At 68.5% G+C, this 17,999-nt stretch carries 14 protein-coding genes and 1 pseudogene; 1 reads left to right on the top strand and 14 read right to left on the bottom strand.

All coding sequences use genetic code 11. The features are described from left to right. Window positions 1–6 precede the first annotated feature (6 nt). From NZH93_RS30095 to NZH93_RS30155, 14 genes and pseudogenes are all read right to left on the bottom strand, one after another. Window positions 7–1,038 carry an iron-siderophore ABC transporter substrate-binding protein gene (locus tag NZH93_RS30095; RefSeq protein ID WP_259626613.1) on the bottom strand — a complete coding sequence of 344 codons (1,032 nt, stop codon included), beginning with the start codon at window positions 1,036–1,038 and terminating at the stop codon, window positions 7–9. 71 nt (window positions 1,039–1,109) lie between these two features. Continuing rightward, window positions 1,110–2,456, bottom strand: coding sequence for a lysine N(6)-hydroxylase/L-ornithine N(5)-oxygenase family protein (locus tag NZH93_RS30100; RefSeq protein ID WP_259626614.1), 1,347 nt, complete (start codon window positions 2,454–2,456; stop codon window positions 1,110–1,112). A 118-nt stretch (window positions 2,457–2,574) separates the two neighbouring features. After that, the gene (locus NZH93_RS30105; protein WP_259626615.1) at window positions 2,575–3,843 is read right to left on the bottom strand and encodes a phenylacetate--CoA ligase family protein; all 1,269 of its coding nucleotides are present in this window, start codon (window positions 3,841–3,843) and stop codon (window positions 2,575–2,577) included. Further along, window positions 3,840–6,368 carry an acyl-CoA reductase gene (locus NZH93_RS30110; protein ID WP_259626616.1) on the bottom strand — a complete coding sequence of 843 codons (2,529 nt, stop codon included), beginning with the start codon at window positions 6,366–6,368 and terminating at the stop codon, window positions 3,840–3,842. Before NZH93_RS30110 ends, NZH93_RS30105 begins: the two co-directional genes overlap by 4 nt. Beyond that, the gene (locus NZH93_RS30115) at window positions 6,365–7,483 is read right to left on the bottom strand and encodes a LuxE/PaaK family acyltransferase (RefSeq protein ID WP_259626617.1); all 1,119 of its coding nucleotides are present in this window, start codon (window positions 7,481–7,483) and stop codon (window positions 6,365–6,367) included. The genes NZH93_RS30110 and NZH93_RS30115 overlap by 4 nt, the downstream gene beginning before the upstream one ends. Beyond that, window positions 7,480–8,199 carry a hypothetical protein gene (locus tag NZH93_RS30120; protein ID WP_259626618.1) on the bottom strand — a complete coding sequence of 240 codons (720 nt, stop codon included), beginning with the start codon at window positions 8,197–8,199 and terminating at the stop codon, window positions 7,480–7,482. Before NZH93_RS30120 ends, NZH93_RS30115 begins: the two co-directional genes overlap by 4 nt. 24 nt (window positions 8,200–8,223) lie before the next feature. Next, window positions 8,224–8,601 (bottom strand): annotated as a pseudogene (locus NZH93_RS51305) (GNAT family N-acetyltransferase); the annotation flags it as partial. Window positions 8,602–9,089: 488 nt separating this feature from the next. After that, entirely contained in the window at window positions 9,090–10,457 is a 1,368-nt protein-coding gene (locus tag NZH93_RS30125; RefSeq protein WP_259626619.1) for a GH1 family beta-glucosidase, read from the bottom strand. Next, complete coding sequence (locus tag NZH93_RS30130) at window positions 10,454–11,482, bottom strand: ABC transporter ATP-binding protein (protein ID WP_259626620.1); 1,029 nt, start codon at window positions 11,480–11,482, stop codon at window positions 10,454–10,456. Before NZH93_RS30130 ends, NZH93_RS30125 begins: the two co-directional genes overlap by 4 nt. Then, the gene (locus NZH93_RS30135; RefSeq protein WP_259626621.1) at window positions 11,479–12,372 is read right to left on the bottom strand and encodes an ABC transporter permease; all 894 of its coding nucleotides are present in this window, start codon (window positions 12,370–12,372) and stop codon (window positions 11,479–11,481) included. Before NZH93_RS30135 ends, NZH93_RS30130 begins: the two co-directional genes overlap by 4 nt. A 2-nt stretch (window positions 12,373–12,374) precedes the next feature. Beyond that, window positions 12,375–13,355: an ABC transporter permease gene (locus NZH93_RS30140; protein WP_259626622.1), complete on the bottom strand. Its 981-nt coding sequence runs from the start codon at window positions 13,353–13,355 to the stop codon at window positions 12,375–12,377. Beyond that, the gene (locus NZH93_RS30145) at window positions 13,352–14,398 is read right to left on the bottom strand and encodes an ABC transporter ATP-binding protein (RefSeq protein ID WP_259626623.1); all 1,047 of its coding nucleotides are present in this window, start codon (window positions 14,396–14,398) and stop codon (window positions 13,352–13,354) included. Before NZH93_RS30145 ends, NZH93_RS30140 begins: the two co-directional genes overlap by 4 nt. Continuing rightward, window positions 14,395–16,062, bottom strand: coding sequence for an ABC transporter substrate-binding protein (locus NZH93_RS30150; protein WP_259626624.1), 1,668 nt, complete (start codon window positions 16,060–16,062; stop codon window positions 14,395–14,397). The genes NZH93_RS30145 and NZH93_RS30150 overlap by 4 nt, the downstream gene beginning before the upstream one ends. Before the next feature lie 96 nt (window positions 16,063–16,158). Beyond that, window positions 16,159–17,160, bottom strand: coding sequence for a LacI family DNA-binding transcriptional regulator (locus NZH93_RS30155; RefSeq protein ID WP_259626625.1), 1,002 nt, complete (start codon window positions 17,158–17,160; stop codon window positions 16,159–16,161). A 203-nt stretch (window positions 17,161–17,363) separates the two neighbouring features. Between NZH93_RS30155 and NZH93_RS30160 the strand changes: the two genes are divergently transcribed. Continuing rightward, on the top strand, window positions 17,364–17,903 hold the full coding sequence (locus NZH93_RS30160; RefSeq protein WP_259626626.1) for an MOSC domain-containing protein: 540 nt from the start codon (window positions 17,364–17,366) through the stop codon (window positions 17,901–17,903). Window positions 17,904–17,999: the final 96 nt, after the last annotated feature.

Here is a 17,999-nt window from a genome sequence, read left to right on the forward strand (position 1 = left end):
TGGGTCTTACTTGGCGGAGAGCAGCGGGAGCATCTGCTCCAGCGCGTACGGGATGCTCAGCACCGTGTTGAACGACATGGCGGCACCGACCGGCGGCTCGTCGTAGGGCACGAAGAGGTCGCGCTTCTCCTGCACCACCTTGAGGTTCTTGTACAGCGCCTCGTTCTTGATCTGATCGGTCGACGCGGGGTCGGCGATCAGCCACACCAGGCGGTCGACGTCGATCACGTCGAAGCGCTCGTAGCTGAGGTCCACGACGTTCTCCGTGCCGACGGCCTCCTTGAGCTTGTCCGACACCACGAAACCGAGCTGGGTCAGGAACAGCATCTTCGGGTCGTTCGGCGAGAACACCGAGTACGTGCCCGGCTGGTAGGCGTCGGCCACGACCGCGGACTTGCCCGCGAACTCGGGGTGCGCCGTCTTGGCGGCGGCGAACTTGCCGTCGATGTCCGTGATCAGCTTGTCGACCTCGGTGGACTTGCCGAGCGCCTTGCCCGCCAGGCGGGCGCTGTCCTGCCACGGCGCCTGGTAGTCCTCGAAACCCTTGGGCTGCGCGACGACGGGCGCGATCTTCGACAGGGTGTCGTACTGCTCCTGCTTCATGCCCGAGTACTGGGCCAGGATCAGGTCGGGCTTGAGGCCCGCGATCTTCTCCATGTTGTACTCGTCGCGCTCACCGACGACCTCGGGAGGCGTGTCGCCCCAGAGGGACTTGGTCCACGGCCACTTGCCGTACGGGGTCTCCTTGAACCAGTCGATGGCGCCGACGGGCTTCGTGCCCAGCGCGAGCACGACGTCCTGGTCGGACAGCCCGAGCGTGACGACGCGCTTGGGCTCGGCCTTGACCTCGGTCGTGCCGTACTTGTGGTCGACCTTGACCGGGAACGCGCCGCCACCGCTGGAAGCGGGCGTGCTCGATCCGCCCGCGGTCGTGTCACCGCCGCCGCAGGCCGCGAGCAGCAGGGTGGCGACGAGCGCCACCGCTGCCAGCGGCGGACGGCGCACGGCACGGGCCGTGGGCATGGACATGCTGAACATCGGGGTGTTCCCTTCGGGGGTTTCCTGCTGGGGCGAAATCGGGCGGAGGATCGCGAACCCGTTCTGGTGCGTCAGTGCGACACGGTCGCGCTCACGGCGTACTCCGGCTGCGCGGGGATGCTGGGGGTCCTGCGGTCCACGACGGACTCCAGGATCTCCCCCACCCGCACGGCGAGGTTCGACAGCAGCGACGAGGTGATGCCGTGCGAGTGCTCGGTACCACCTTGCAGGTAGATCCCCCCGAGGACCTGCCCGTCGGTGTCCAGCCGGTAGTCGCGGCCGACGCGCAGCCGCTCGCGCTCGTCACGGCGGCAGTGCTCGGCGATCCCGCCGAGCATCTCGGTCGGGTCGGACTCGCGGTACCCCGTGGCGTAGACGACGGCGTCGGCGTCGAGTTCCGTGCGCTCACCGGTCGTCAGCGACTCGACGGTCACCCGCACGCCGTTCGCGGTCTCCACGACCTCGGCGGGCCGCGACACGTTGATCAGGCGGAGCCGCTGCTTGCCGAGCACCTTCTCCTGGTACACCCGGCGGTACAGCTCGGCGATGAGGTCGTTGTCGACCACCGCGTAGTTCGTGTTGCCGTGGTAGGCCATCAGCCTGTTCTTCACGTCCTCGGGCGCCAGGTAGAACTCGTCGACGGCGGCCGGGTCGAAGATGCGGTTGGCGAACGAGCTGTCGTCCGCCGGGCTGTAGCCGTAGCGCGCGAACACCGCGCACACCTCGGCCTTGGGGAAGCGCTCGTGCAGGTGCGCCGCGACCTCCGCGCCGCTCTGCCCCGCGCCGACGACGACGAACCGGCGCGGTGCCTCCGCGTCCAGCTCGCCGACCCGGTGCAGGAAGTCGCGGTTGTGCCAGATGTGCTCCGAGGACGTGACGCCCTCGGGGAAGTTCGCCTGGAGACCCGTTGCCAGCACGAGGTTGCGGGCGCGGCGGACCTCGACGGCGCCCTGCGCGTCGCGCGCGCTCACGTCGAAGTGGGTGATCACGCCGTCGTGCAGGACGGGTTGGACCGAGACGACCTCGTGGTCGTAGGACACGACGTCGTCGACCTTCGCCGCCGCCCACTCGAAGTAGTCGTGGAACTCGACCCGCAGCGGGTACATGTTCTTGTGGTTGATGAAGTCCACCAGCCGGTCCCGGTCCTTCAGGTAGGACAGGAAGCTGAACCCGCTGTTGGGGTTCCGCATGGTGACGAGGTCCTTGAGGAACGACACCTGCATGGTGGCGTCGTCGAGCAGCATGCCGCGGTGCCACCCGAAGGTCTTCTGCTTCTCGAAGAAGTGGGCCGTCACCACGTCGTCGCCACCGGCGTTGTGCTCGGCCACCGCGATTGCCAGAGCCAGGTTGGCGGGTCCGAATCCCACTCCGACGAGGTCGTAGACCGGAACGTCACCGTCGGTTCGTGCCTGTGGCATAGCAGTCCCATCACGCGGCAGGAGGAAGGTCGACTAAAGTTAGCCTAACTTAACTTAGGCGATACTCAACCTGCCACCGGCGTGACGTGATCTGCGCCGCTCCTTAACCTAGCCTGCCCTAATCTACGATGGAACCCCTCGTCGCCTGGACGGGCCGCTCGTCGATCACCCTCAGCAACTTCCCGGTTCGCGGATTCGTGACGAGCGCACTCCATTCGACCGCCAGCGGCAGGCACACGCCCTGCCGGACCTGATCGGCGAACCGGGGGCTGATCTCGTCCACACCCGACTCGATGACCTGCGTGATCCCCGCGCGGTCGGTCGCGTCGCACGCCACCCGGAGCACCAGCTCGTCCTTCGCGGCCCGCCGCCGGAGCACCACCTGGAACCCGGTGAACCGGTGTTCACGGGTCGCCGCGTCCACCACGGTCCGCAACTGGTCGTGGTGCAGGGTCACGTGGCCGACCCGCGCGCCCTCGCCCGCCCTTCCCAGCAAACGGAACACACCGCCGTCGAAATCCACCCATTCGGCCAGATCCCCAACGGGGTAGCGGAGGATCGGGAGCAGCCTGCGGGTCAGGTCGGTGACCAGCAGCCTGCCCGGCCTGCCCGGTTCCTCGATCGGTTCCCCGGTGTCCACGTCGACGACCTCCAGCACCCGGCCGGGCCGGAAGGCGCGGAGCACCCGGACGTCGGGGTGGTCCGCGACCGGCCCGGCGAGGATGCCCCCGTCGACGCTGCCGTACCCGATCGACCGGAGGTCGGCGTTCGGGAACGCGGTCGCCACCAGCCCGCGCTGGTCGTCGTAGAACGCCTCGCCGCTGAACAGCACCAGCCGCACGTCCGGCAGTGCGCCCACCTGGTCGACCACGTACCGGGCCAAGCGGCACAACGAGGTCGGGAACCCGGCGAGCACGGTGGCGCTGAAGTCCCGCAGCGTCTGCACCGTGAACTCCGGCGGGGCCGTGCCCGCGATCGGTAGCTGGACGGTGTCGACCAGGGCTTCCTGCAACGCGTTCAGCACCAGGATGAACCCGGAGTACAGCTCCCCCGCGTGGTACAGGTTCGCCACCCGGTCGCCGGGGCGCAGTCCCGCGTCGGCCAGTCCGCTCGCGAACGTCGCGGCGAGGTCGCGCCACTCCTCGCGGGTGTACACCGAGACGCGGGGCGCGCTGGTCGTGCCACCGGTCTTGAAGATGATCCCGCCGGTCTGCGGCCCGGTCAGCACCTGGTTGCCGCGCACCGTGTTCGCGGCCCAGAACCCGGCCTGCTCGACGATCGGCAGGTCGACGAGCCGGGGGTGCTCGGGCACGTCGCGGTAGAGGTCCCGGTAGAACGGCGAGTTGTCCCGCGCGAAGCGGACGAGGTCCGCGAGCCGATCGCTCATGGCCGGGTCCCCGTTCCGGGTCGGGACGTCCTGGCCCGGTGGTCGGCGACCGCGATCACCTTGCCGCTCGTGGCGCTGCGGTCGAAGTCCCGCGACGGCAGCACTTCCACACCCAGCCTCAGCAGCCCGGTGTGCTCGACGGCCACGCCGACCTCCGGGTAGCGGACGAGCAGTTCGCGGACCAGCTCATCCGGATCGGGGCCTGCCTCCACCCGCAGCACGAGCCGCTCCAGCCCGTCCACCTCGTCCAGCACCACCTGGAGCAGACCGCTGTAGGAGAACGCCTCCTCCACGGCCGCCACGATGCGCCGGAAGTTCAGCGTCGCGCCCGCGACCCGCAGCACGTCACCGACCCGGCCGAGCAGCTCGAACCGGGGCGTGCGACGACCGCACGGGCACTCCCCGGCCAACCACCGCCCGAGATCCCCGATCTCGTACCGGTCCAACCGCTGCCCGCGGCGGGTGTGCGAGGTGAAGACCAGTCGCCCCACCTCACCGGCCGCGACGGGCCGGTCGACCTCGGTGTCCAGGATCTCCACCGTGTGCAACCCCGTCGACAGGTGGTGCACCCGCGGCGCGGACGACGCGCACTGGTACCCCATCGGCCCCACGTCGACGCTGCCGTAGGCGGCCGAGCGGACCAGCTCGACCCCGAACTCGTCGCGGTACCACCGGGCCTGGGCCTCACCGAGGTGCTCCCCGGCGTAGAACAGCTTCTTCACGCCGCCGTACGCCCGCAGGACATCCCCCGCCTCGGTGAACAACTTCGTCAGGAAACTGGGAACGCTCACCAGCGCGTTGACCCGGTTGTCCACTATGGACCGGGCGATCTCGTCGTAGCGGCCCCACTCCGCGCCCATCGGGAACTGCACGGCGCCCAGCCGTTCCAGCGAGGAGAAGTAGCTCGTGAAACCGCCGTACATGTGCCCGGTGAAGAACAGGTTCATCACCCGGTCCGTGCTCGGGTCCAACCCGGTCGCCAGCAGCGCCTCCGCGCCGAACCGCATCTGCTCGTCGTAGTCCGCCCAGGTGAAGCCCGACAGCTTCGGCGCGCCGGAACTGCCGCCGCTGAGGAAGTACACGTCGGAGCGGTCGGTGCCGAACAGGTCGAAGTCCTCCTTCACCGTCACCGGCACCGCGGGCGGCGCGATCACCGGCACGTCGACCAGGTCGTCCAGGCTCGCGTCCGACCGGAACCGGTCGTCGAGCCGGACGTCGACCCGACGGCTGTACCGCTGCAACGCGTACACGCCGTCGTGCGGCTCCCCGCTGTACCCGCCCAGCATCCCGCCGGGCACGGTGACCCGCTGGACCCCGGTCGCGATCAGCGTCCGCGCCAGCACGGCCGTGTCCGACCGGGTCGCGCCGACGCCCGCGGTCTGGAGGTAGCGGCGCATCGGCCGCAGGGTCTCGGTGATCTCGTCGCGCGGCAGCGGTTTCACCCACACCGTGCGGAACAGCGGCGACGCGCGCAGCGCGGACCGCGTGTCCGCCAGCACCCGCCACGACCCGTCCGCCGCCACGTGCACCCTGGTCAGCCCCAGGTGCTGCTCGAGGTCGGCCACGACCACGGTGTTGCTGATCTCGGCCCACTCCGGATCGCTCGGCGTGCCGGGCGCGGCCGTGGACGACGCGGCCAGCACGGAGGCGAAGCGCTCCGCGAACGCGAACACGACGTCGTGGTCGTCGGTGTCGAGGTACACGACCTGCGGGCTGGAGCACGCCCGCTGGTCCAGCCGCCACACGTCGTCCGCGACCCCGCGCAGCACCTCGCCGTCCGCCCACGCGTCGGCGGTCAGGTAGGCGAAGGACAGCTTCGGGCCCCAGTCGACCAGCCGCGTGCCGGGCCGCACCACCTCGGCCACACCCGCCAGCGCCTCCTCACCACCCCACACCGCGACCGCGTCGGCGGGCGCGCACATCCGCTCCAGCCAGTCCCGGTTCGCCGACGAGTACCGCAGCACCACCACCCGCGCCGCGATCTGCCCGGAGGGGTCCTGCTCCGCCAGCGCCGCCAGGAGTTCCGCCGTGAACATCGAGTCGTCGCCGGAGGTCTTGACCACGTTCAGGTTGCCCGTCAGCAACCCCTCCACCACGCTCAGCGCGCCGACGGCGGGCGCGTTGCCCGACGCGACGTGCGCCAACAACCCCACCGGCGCCCACGCCTCGAACACCGGCGCGCGGAAGTCGTACCGCCCCAACCGGGCCGGGTCCACACCGCCCAGCTCACGCGTCACCTTGCGCTCCAACGACTCCCGCTCCAGCACCGCGCACAGGTCGTCGAACGTGCGCGCGACCTCGTCCGCCGACACACCCCGCTCGTGCAACCGCTCGGCCAACACCAGCCGCAGCGGCGAGTCCGGCTTGGCCAGCGTCCGCGCCACCCTGTCGGCCGCGGCCAGCACCACGACCGGCGTGAGCCGGGGACCTTCCAGCACCCGCCGCGTGCAGGCTTCCAGGCTGTCGAGCCGCACTCCGGCCTCGACCTCGTCGATCCACTCACCCTGCCAGTAGTGCGAGTTCACGACTTCCCCCTCAGCAGTTCAGCGGCGGCGATGGCGCAGCTCTTGTTCTTGGTCAGCCCCGCCCGCCCGCGCACGACGAACCACGGCGTGGGCAGCCCGCACCCGCACTCCTCCGGTCGGTGCAGCGTGGCCAGGTCACCCATCAGCACGCTCTGCGCGGGCGCGGACGTGATGTACGGCGACACGAAGTGCAGGTAGCCAACTTCCCCGTACGGCACCGGCTCCAGCGTCCGCACGTCGCGCACGAGCACCCTCGACCACGTCGGCACGTGCAGGTTGTGCCGACGGCACTCGATGTAGGGCACCGAGTGCTCGACCGCCCCGTACCCCTCGCGGATCCGCTCGTCCGGGATGCCCAACTGCTCGGTGATCCGCGCGTACAACTCGGGCTTGCCGATCTGCTTGTCCGCGTTCCCCTTCCACCCACCCGCGAACAGGACCAGCGACCGCTCGTCGAGCCGGAGCGGCGGCAACCCCATCGCCCGCATCCGGTCCAGGGTGAACGACAGGAAGGCCGGGAACCCGAAGATCCGCACCGGCAGCCCGTCCTCGGCGAAGCGCTGGAGCGCCCGGACGCACCCGAACGCGTCGAACTCGTGCCCGTTCCCGGTGTGGGCCAACCCGTAGTCGACGGACGCGGCGGGCGCGAAGTCCGTGAGCAACTGCCCGGTCCGCGAACTCCCCAGCACCAGCCCCGGCGCGGGCTGGTTCGTGAACAGCAGGTAGTGCACGGGCTCCTCGGAGATCCACCCGTGGTGCGCGAAGATCCGCTCGATCATCCGCGTACCCGCCCCCAACGTCCACGCGTCGAACGGCATCCGCGACTTCTGCCCGCTGGTCCCCGACGAGGTCGCCGTGACCACGACGCTCTCCGCCGGAACCGACGCCACCTCGTGCGCCTTGAAGAAGTTCGCGTGCACGAACGGCTGCCGCACCAGGTCCTCGACGGACTCCAACGGCGGCCGGTCGTTCCACAGGCTCGCGAAGAACCAGGAACGCTCTACGTGCCACGCGTTGGACGCGTTCATCGCCTCCACGAACAGCTCGTCGACATCGGCCCGGTACGGCTCCACCACGTCGCAGAGCCGCTGAACGGCATCGGGAACGGCACTCACCGGAACACCCCCTCGGTGTCGAGGAAGCGCTGCTTCCACAGGTCGATGTACTGCTCCACGAACGGCTGGAACGCCGCGTCGATCGCCAACCCGCGGAAGTCCAACGGCTGCAACGTTCGCGCCATCACGACGTAGTCGTGGAACAACCCACCACCCGCCCGCATCGCCGGGTACAGGGCAGCGGGCAGGAACCCGCACGCCAACAGGGCGGACAACTCGTCGAAGCAGTGCAGCGGGACGAGCGTCTCCACGTAGTGCGCACCGATCCGGGTCAACCGGTCGATCAACCGGTCCAGGTGCGGCGCCACCGACATCGGCCCAGGCGTGGCACCGAGCAACGTGCAGTACCCGTCCACCCGGTTGAGGTGCGCGTACACCTCGTAGGCACCACCGGTGTCGGCGATCAGGATGTTCGGGTCGTGGAACGGGTAGAACCGCCGAACCGGATCAACGATCTCCCGCTCGAAGTGCCGCAGCACGAACAACGGCGCGTCAACGATCTCCACCCCCGCACCAGGAGCGGCATCTACACAGGACTCGACCTCGAAACTCGGGTACGCGGGCATCCCGATCGTCTTGTCGATGATGTCCACCAACCGCCGAAGCGCCCGCGGCACCCTCTCCACCGGATGGCGCTGCGCGAGAACACCCTCCCGATACCGCGCGACCAGCAGCATCGTCTCCGCGCGCTGCGTCTTGTGCAGGTTGGGAAACATCCCCAACGCGTGAAAACCATTGCGCAGGTGCGTCCGCTGCGGCGCGGTGGACGTCGTCCGAGCCGTACCGTAGATCGAATCGGCACGCCCGTCCTCAAGAAGGCCCTCAGCCATCGTGGCAACCAGGCGATTGGCGATCCCGGACCCCCGACTCTCCGGCGCCACGACCATGCCCTGCACCTTCGCGAGCCGATCGGACGGATCGACGGTGGCCAACATCGCCCCCACCAACGGCCCCGCCACACCACTGCGAACAGTGAGCCAGAAAGCCTCATCCGACCCGATCAGCGCAGACATGGCAGCGGGATCGGTGGCGAACGGCAACGGATAGGTGTCGCCATAAATCCGCCGGTAGAGCGCCAGCAGCTCATCAACATCATCAAGCCGAGCCTGCCCGAACACGGGATCCAAGATGCCTCCTGCGGTCTCCGCGCACGACGAACAAGCCGGTGTGCGGTACCGGCCAAGTGGAGCGGTTGGGGTTGAAGTGCCCAGCCAGACGATAACGCCGACAAACCGACCTCAATAACAGCTCAAACCCTCTGACCTGCACCAATAATGATCGTCGCGAGCCACATCACAACCCCTATATTTCCCATTAGCACCCCAACCCACCCCCACCACCCCAACCCACCAACCCAACCCCACCCCCAAGCGGACGCACGCAACCAATCCGACACAGACCCCCTCCGCCACCCCGATCCGAAGCGCCCTCGCACTTTCCTCGATTTGTCAAGGCATCTTTCCCGCCTTGACAAATCGAGGAAAGTGTCCGAGACAATTACGCGAGCGGGGTGTCGGAGCCTCCACGACCCACCCACACACCCCCACCCACAACAAAACCGCCCGGCAGACCCAAAGGTCCACCGGGCGGCTCCGACCAACCAGCCCTACTTCTCCCGCGTACCAGCGATCGTGTCCCGATACCACTCAGCCGACCGCTTCAACGTCCGAACCTGCGTGTCGTAATCAACCCGCACGATCCCGAACCTCTTGTCGTACCCGTAAGCCCACTCGAAGTTGTCCATCAACGACCAGGCGAAGTACCCACGCACATCCGCCCCCTGCGCCACAGCACTCCCCACCGCGGCGATGTGCTCGCTGATGTACGACAACCGATCCTCGTCGTCCACCTGACCATCGGCGTCCGCGACGTCGTCGAACGCCGCCCCGTTCTCCGTGATCACCATCGGCAGACCGGGGTAGTCCTTCGAGATCCGCACGAGCAACTGCGTGAACCCCTCCGGCACGATCTCCCAGTCCATGGCCGTGACCGGCCGGTTCTGCGACACCGCGACCGGCTCGTGCGGCTCCTCACCACCCTCGAACACGTGCGACGAGTAGTAGTTCACCCCCAGCACGTCGATCGGCGTGGAGATGATCTCCAGGTCGCCCGGCTCGACCGGCAACAACGCCCCGCGGGCCTCGATGTCCGCCACGACGTCCTCGGGGTACTGCCCCTTCACCAACGGGTCCAGGTAGATCCGCGTCCCCAGCCCGTCGGCCCGACGAGCAGCGTCCACGTCCTCAGGCCGGTCCGAGGCGGGCGACGCCGTCCCCATGTTCAACGTGATGCCCAGCTCGATCGGCTCGGCGGCGGCCGCCCGCAGCGCCTGACCCGCCAACCCGTGCCCCAGCAACAGGTGGTGCACGGCCCGCATGGAGGCCGAGAAGTTCTGGATACCGGGGGCGTGCTTGCCCTGGTCGTACCCGAGCATCGCCGAGCACCACGGCTCGTTCAACGTCGTCCACGTCTTCACCCGGTCACCGAGACCGGCGTGCACCAGCGACGCGTACTCGGCGAACCGGTAGGCCGTGTCCCGCTCCGGCCACCCCCCGGCGTCCTCCAGCTCCTGCGGGAGGTCCCAGTGGTACAGCGTCACCCACGGCTTGATCCCCTTCTCCAGCAACTCGTCCACGAGTCGGGAGTAGAAGTCGAGCCCCTTCACGTTCACCGGTCCACGGCCACCGGGCTGGACACGGGGCCACGAGATGGAGAACCGGTAGGAGTCCACGCCCAGACCGGCGATCAGCTCCACGTCCTGCGGCATCCGGTGGTAGTGGTCGCACGCGACGTCGCCGTTCTCCTGCCGGATCACGGCTCCCGGCACGCGGCAGAAGGTGTCCCAGATGGACGGTGTGCGACCGTCCTCGGCGACAGCCCCCTCGATCTGGTAGGCAGAAGTAGCCACTCCCCAGAGGAAGTTCGCCGGCAGTTCGGCGGTCGCTTCGGTGGCACGTTGCCCGACAATCGTCATGTCGCTCCAACTCCTGGATGTCCCGATAGTGAAGGGGTGTTCAGCCAGCAGGCGACGCTGCGGCTGCTGTCGCCGTTGGTGCCGGAGAGCTTTTCGAGGACCGGGATCTCCCGCTCGCACACGTCGAAAGCGCTGGGGCACCGCGGGTGGAAGGGACAACCGGACGGCACCGACCGCATGTCCGGCGGCGAGCCGGGAATGCCGGTCAGGGGGCGGCGCGGGCCGTGCAGCGCGGGGAACGACCCCAGCAGGCCCTTGCTGTACGGGTGGCTGGAGGCCCGGTACATGTCCTCCGAGGCCGCCTGTTCGACGATCCGGCCCGCGTACATGATCGCGATCCGGTCGGAGAACTCCACGAGCAGCGAGATGTCGTGGGTGATGAAGAGGACGGAGAAGCCCAGCTCCTCGCGCAGCCGCATCATCTGCTCCAGGATCTGCCGCTGCATCACCACGTCCAGCGCGGTGGTCGGCTCGTCCATGATGATGATCTCGGGGTCCAGCGCCAGCGCCATCGCGATCATCACGCGCTGGCGCATGCCGCCGGAGAGCTGGTGCGGGTAGCTGCCGAGCCGGTCGGCGGAGATGCCGACCAGCCGGAGCAGTTCCGCGCTGCGCTTGGTCCGCTGGGCGCGGGACATCTCCGGGCGGTGCGCCCGGTAGATGTCCTCCAACTGCGACGCCACGGTCGAGACGGGGTTGAGCGAGTTCATCGCGCCCTGGAACACGATGGCGATGTCGTTCCAGCGGAACGACCGGAGCTGCTTCGGCGACAGGCCGAGCACGTCGACGGGCGCGGGCTTGTCGCGGCCGTGGTGCAGCACCTCGCCGCCGGTGATGATCCCCGGCGGCGGGAGCAGCCGGGTCATCGCGTAGGCGAGCGTGGACTTGCCGCTGCCGCTCTCCCCCGCGAGGCCGAGCACCTCGCCGCGGTTGAGCACCAGGTTGACCGAGCTGACCGCGTGCACCGCGCCCTCGCCCTGCCCGTAGTCGACCGAGAGGTCGCGGATCTCCAACACGGGGGTCACGACCGCCCGCCTTCCTGCCTCAGCACGGGCGTGAAACCGACGCGCATCTTGACCTTGCTGCCACCGGCGGAGGTCCGCAGGCGCGGGTTGACGTACTCGTCGATCCCGAAGTTGATCAGCGCGAGCGCGGTGCCGAGCAGCGCGATGCACAGGCCGGCGGGGATGAACCACCACCACGCGCCCTGCGCCAGCGCCTGCGCGTTCTGGGCCCAGAACAGGATGGTGCCCCAGTTCCAGTTCGACACGCTCGCGACGCCGATGAAGGACAGCGTGATCACCGAGAGCACCGCGAAGATGACCGTGCCGACGAAGCTGGACGCGATGATCGCGGTCAGGTTGGGCAGGACCTCGAACACGATGAGCCGCCACGTGCGCTCACCCGTCGCCCGCGCCGCCTCGACGTAGTCGCGCTGGCGCAGCGACAGGGTCTGGGCGCGCAGGATGCGCGCGCCCCAGGCCCAGCCGGTGGCGCTGATGACGAAGGCGATCAGGAAGTCACCGGCGTCCGGGAGGAACGAGGTGACGATGATGATCAGCGGCAGCGCCGGGACGACCAGGAAGATGTTGCTCAGCGCCGAGAGGAACTCGTCGGCCACACCGCCGAGGAACCCCGCGGTGACGCCGATCAGCACCGAGAGCACCGTGGCGATGGCACCCGCCACGAGCCCCACGACCAGCACGCCCCTGGCGCCCACGAGCACCTGGGAGAAGATGTCCTGACCGGTCTGGGTCGTGCCGAACCAGTGCGCTCCGGACGGCGGCGTCATGATGTCGCTGCTCATCGCGGACGGGTCGTAGGGCGCGATCCACGAGCCGATGATCGCGATCAGGACGAAGAAGCCCATGATCGACAGTCCGGCGATCGTCTTGCCGTTCAAGGCAGACTTCATGCTCAGGCCGCCTTTCGGGTGCGCGGGTCGAGCATCAGGTACACGACGTCGGCGAGCAGGTTCGCCACCAGCACCGCCATCGTGATGATCAGGAAGATGCCCTGCATCAGCGGGTAGTCCTTGGCGTTGACGCCGGTGAAGAGCACGTAGCCGATGCCGGGGTAGGAGAACACCATCTCCACCAGCAGCGTGCCGCCGACGATGAAGCCCAGCGACAGCGCGAAACCGGAGATGCTGGGCAGCACCGCGTTGCGGGCGGCGTAGCCGAGCATCACGCGCTTCTCGGGCAGGCCCTTGGCGTGCGCGACCGTCACGTAGTCCTCGGAGGACACCGTGACCATCATGTTGCGCATGCCCAGGATCCAGCCCGCGATCGAGCTGATGAGCACGGTCAGCGCGGGCAGCACCGAGTAGTACAGCGCGCTGGAGATGAACTCCCAGTCGAAGCCGGGGATGAGACCGGGCTCGTAGCCGCCCGCCGCCGGGAAGGCGCCCCAGCTCACCGCGAAGACCGAGATGGCGATGAGGCCGAGCCAGAAGTACGGGATGGCCGAGAAGAACGTGGTGATCGGCAGCAGCGCGTCGATCCACGAGCCGCGCTTCCAGCCCGCGTAGACACCGATCATGGTGCCCAGCACGAAGCTGATGACCGTGGTGACGCCCATCAGCGCGAGCGTCCACGGGATGCTCTGCGCGATCACCTCCGACACGGGGGTCGGGAAGTAGGTGAACGACAGGCCCAGGTCACCCTTGAACAGATTCCCCCAGTACGTCAGGTACTGCGAGAGCATGCTCGATTCGGTGTCCAGTCCGAAGAGGACGTACAGCGAGGCGATGGCGTCCGTGCTCAGCCTGCCCTGGAACCGGGCGATCATCGCCTGCACCGGGTCACCGGGCAGCATGCGCGGGAGCATGAAGTTGATCGTGATCGCGGCCCAGGCCGTGACCAGGTAGAACAACGCCCGCCGGAGCAGGAACCTCATGCCCCGACCTCCACCGTGTCACGACGCGGGTGCTCGTCCGTCGTCTTCGAGTCGTACAGCCAGCAGGCCGCGTAGTGCGACTCGCCGAGGTCGAACCTCGGCGGGGTCGCGGTGCGGCACTTCTCCGCGGCGTACGGGCACCGCGGGGCGAAGCGGCAGCCCGGAGGCGGGCTGATCAGGCTGGGCGGCTCACCGGGGGCCGTCGTCACCGTCGGCACCCCGTTGTGCGCCCGCTCCGGGTCCGGAGCGGACCTGATGAGCAACTGCGTGTACGGGTGGGCGGGCTCCTGGGTGACGGTCTCGCTGTCACCGCCCTCGATGACCTGGCCCGCGTACATCACCATCGTCGTGTCGGCGAAGTAGCGCGCCGACGCGATGTCGTGGGTGATGTACAGGATGGCCAGGTGGAGCCGTTCCTTCAGGTCCCGCAGCAGGTTCAGCACGCCGAGCCGGATCGACACGTCGAGCATCGACACCGGTTCGTCGGCCAGCAGGACCGTCGGGTCGGCGCCCAGCGCCCGCGCGATGGCTACGCGCTGGCGCTGGCCGCCCGACAACTCGTGCGGGTACTTGTCCAGGAAGCGCTCCGGAGGGGTGAGGTTGACCCGCTCCAGGAGCGAGGCCAACCCCTTCTCCAGCTCTTCTCCCTTGACCCGCCCGTGGTGCACCCGAAGTGCCCTCGTGAGGTGGTAGCGGATGGTGTGCACCGGGTTCAGCGACGCGAACGGGTCCTGGAAGATCATCTGGACCTGCTTGCAGTAAGCCCGGAACGACTTCCCCCGCTTCACCTTCGTGGGCACGTCGTTCAAAACGATATCGCCCGAGGTCAGCGGGTACAGCTGCGCGAGCAGCCTGGCCACGGTGGATTTTCCCGAGCCCGACTCGCCGACCAGCGCGGTCACGTGTCCTCTGCGCAGGTCGAACGAGACGTCGTCCACCGCGTGTACCGCGCGTGGCTGGCGGGTGAGCACTTGACGGCCCTTGCGAGCGACCGGGAAGTGCTTGGTGACACCACGTGCCGCCAGCACGACCTCGCCGGTCACGCGGTGGCCGGCTTCAAGCGGAGAACCACCTGCAACGCGTTGGTCTGCGTCGGCTGCGGCGGCGCGTACGGGTCCTCGGCCGTGGGCCAGCCGATCCAGCTCTTCGTGCTGTACTCCGCGCCGACCGGCGAGGAGACCAGCGGGATGGCCGGAACCTGCTCGACGAAGATCTTCTGGAGCAGGTCCAGGTTCGTCTTGCGGGCGGCGTCGTCGGGCGCCGCGGCGTAGGCGGCCAGTGCGGCGGTCGCGGCGGGGTCGTTGAAACGGCCCTGCGCGTTGGCGGCGGGCTCGCCGATCGGCTTGCTGGCCGCGGCGTCCATGATGTTCTGGTAACCCTCGAACGGCGTCGCGCCGCTGTTGGTCCAGTGCATCGTGGCGTCGAACGCACCCGAGTTGAAGTCCGTCGTCCACTGGTCGACGGTCTGCGTCTTGACCTCGGCGGTGATGCCCAGCGCCTTGACGGCGTTCTTGATGATGTCGAGGTCGGTCAGGTAGTCGGACCAGCCCGCGGGGTCGGTCAGCGCGAAGGTGACCGGCGCGCCGGACGGGTCCTTCAGCGCGTCGCCCTCGAGCTTGTAGCCGGCCTCGGTGAGCACCTTCTTGGCGCCTTCGACGTCGACCTTGGCGGTCTTGCCCTTGTACTCGGCGGCGATGAACGGGTCACCGGCCGGGCTGGGGATGCCCGTGACGTTGTCGACCTTCGGGAACAGCTTCGAGTGGCCCTGCTGGAAGATGACCTCGCGGTCGATCACCATGTTCAGCGCCTTGCGCAGCGCGACGTTGTTGAACGGCGCCTTCGCGGTGTTCAGCCACAGCGCGTGGATGCCGAGACCGGCGGGCATCCAGATCTTGTGGTTCTTCGGGTCCTTGTTGACGTACAGGGTCTCGAAGTTCGGCATGAACACGTAGGACCACTGCGCCGCACCGCTCGCGAGGGCGGTCGTCTGCGCGCTGTTGTCGTTGTACGACGTGTACTGGATCTCCGGGACCTTGGGGAGGTCCTGCCAGTAGCTGGTGCGCACGGACAGCGTGACCGTCTGCGGGGTGAAGGTCTTCAGCGTGTACGGGCCGGTGCCGACGGGCTTCTCGTTGGTGAAGGTCGTCGGGTCCGGCACGTCCTTCCAGATGTGCTCCGGCACGATGAACGAGTTGAGGATCTTGTTCTCGTTCACGAACTGGGGCTTGCTGAAGGTGATCTCGGCCGAGGTGTCGCTGACCTTGCTCGCGCCCGCGATCGGGAGTCCGTTGGTGTTGAGGGCGGACTTGTCCTTCAGCAGGTTGAACGTGTAGGCGACGTCACCGGCGGTGAACGGCTTGTCGTCGTTCCACTTGACGTCGCTGCGCGTCGTGACCGTGAGCTTCTGGTAGTTGTCGGCCCACTCCCACTTGTCGGCCAACCACGGCGTGCCCTTCTCGGACGGCGCGATGGGGTTGGTCTGGACGAGGGGCTCGTAGATCATGAAGCGGTAACCCAGCGACGCGCCCGCCGACGTGGCGAGGAACGGGTTGCTGTTGTTCGTCTGCGGCCCGTTCGGCATGCCCACCGTCAGGACGCCGCTCGCGGCGCTCTTGGTGGCACCACCCGATGAACACGCAGCGGCCACCAGCGCGACGGCCATGGTGCCGATCAGCGCGAGTGTGGTCCTGCGGCGTATGCCTTGCATGGAATTCTCCCGGCGGGTTATGAGAGAGCGCTCTCAGGAAGGTAGAACGGGTGGCCCACCCTAAACAGCGGGCACGGCGGAAAACAGGGTGTGCGACTAGATCTGTGGAGCTGACTGTCGGACCACGAGCGAGGTCGGCAGCACGAGTGGTTTCTCCGGCAGGACTTCGCCGCCGAAGTGGGAGAGCAGCATCCGAGCGGCCGCCACGCCCATCTCCTGGAGCGGCTGCCGGACGGTGGTCAGCGAGGGCTCGGCGTGCGAGGCGATCGGCACGTCGTCGAAACCGACGACGGACACGTCTCCTGGCACGTCACGGCCCGCTTTGCGCAGCGCGCGCAGGACACCCATCGCGGAGAGGTCGTTGTGCGCGAAGACGCCGTCGAACGGGATTCCCGTCGACAACAGCTTCTCGGTGGCCACCGTACCTCCGTCGGTGGTGAAGTCACCATCGACGACGAGACGGGGGTCCACGGACAACCCGACCGCGGCGAGCGCGTCGCGGAAGCCGTCGAGCCGCTCCCTGGTGCAGCCGAACTGCACCGGGCCGGTGACGACGGCGAACTTGGTCCGCCCCGCGGCGAGCAGGTGGCGCGCGGCGCCCTGCGCCCCCTCGCGGTTGGTGGTGGCAACCGAGGGGAACTGCGGGTGCGAGCCGCGGTCGTCGATCATGACGACCGGCAGGCCCTGCGCGTAGAGCGTGGCGATGTAGTTGAGGGTGTCCGGCGGCTCGATCACCAGCAGCCCGTCGAAGGCGTTGGCCGAGACGTGGCTGGCGAACTGGCTGAGCGAGTCCGGACCGCGGTTCACGGTGTAGAGCAGCAGGCCGTAGCCCTCGGTCTCCAGGGTGTCGACGATCCCCTGGAGCACCTCGCCCATCCAGGGCCAGGTCAGCGACGGGGCCAGCATGCCGACGGTGCGCGCCCGGCCGCGAGCGAGTCCGACGGCCCGTGCGCTGGGCACGTAGCCGATCTCGTCGATCACCTGCCGGACCCGCTCCGCCGTGGTCACGTCCACATCGGGCTTGCCGTTCAGCACGCGGGACACAGTCGCCTTGCTCACCTGGGCGCGGAGGGCGACCTCGGCGATCGTGACCCGCATCTGGCACTCCCTCGTCATGCGGTCCGCTACCGTCTCCACCCTTCGCGGTACCGGTACCGAGACCGGTTCCGCGAGAGGTGTGGTGCAGTTAACATGGCCGAAACCCCAGGGGTCAATACCTCGGTCGGTAACGAAAAGGCGACGCACGGTCGACTACGTCAAACGGCCGCTGGCCTGCGGCGGACAGGGTTAGAGTCGCCTCCATGGGGAGTGTCGAAGCGGTGAGCCGCAGCTCGGAGTACACGTTCACGAAGCCCAACAGGACCGAAATCCGCTTGCTCGCGGGCCTCGGCGTGGAGGGTGACGTCCACCAGGGCGTGACGGTCAAGCACAGGTCGCGGGTCCGGCGCGACCCGACGGCGCCGAACCTCCGCCAGGTGCACCTGATCCACGGCGAGCTCCAGGACGAGCTGCGCGCCGCCGGGTTCGCGGTGGAGCCCGGATCGGTCGGCGAGAACGTCACCACGCGGGGTGTCGACCTCCTCGGCCTGCCGACCGGCACCCTGCTCCACCTGGGCGGGGAGGCCGTCGTCGAGGTGACCGGGCTGCGCAACCCGTGCCTCCAGCTCGACGCCTTCCACGAGGGGCTGATGAAGGCCGTGCTGGACCGGAACGCCGAGGGCGGCCTGGTTCGCAAGGCCGGGGTGATGGCGGTCGTGCTGGTCGGCGGCCCGGTCCGACCCGGCGACGCCATCCGGGTGGAACTGCCCGCCGAGCCGCACCGCGCACTGGAACCGGTATGAGGCCCCCACAGGTGGGAGCGCTCTCACGGTAGCCACGTCCATGGGGCACCTTTCGTGGGACTCGATTGCCCCGAAAGGTGCCACGGGTCACAGGCC

It is taken from the genome of Umezawaea endophytica (assembly GCF_025061645.1).
Classification (GTDB): Bacteria; Actinomycetota; Actinomycetes; order Mycobacteriales; family Pseudonocardiaceae; genus Umezawaea; species Umezawaea endophytica.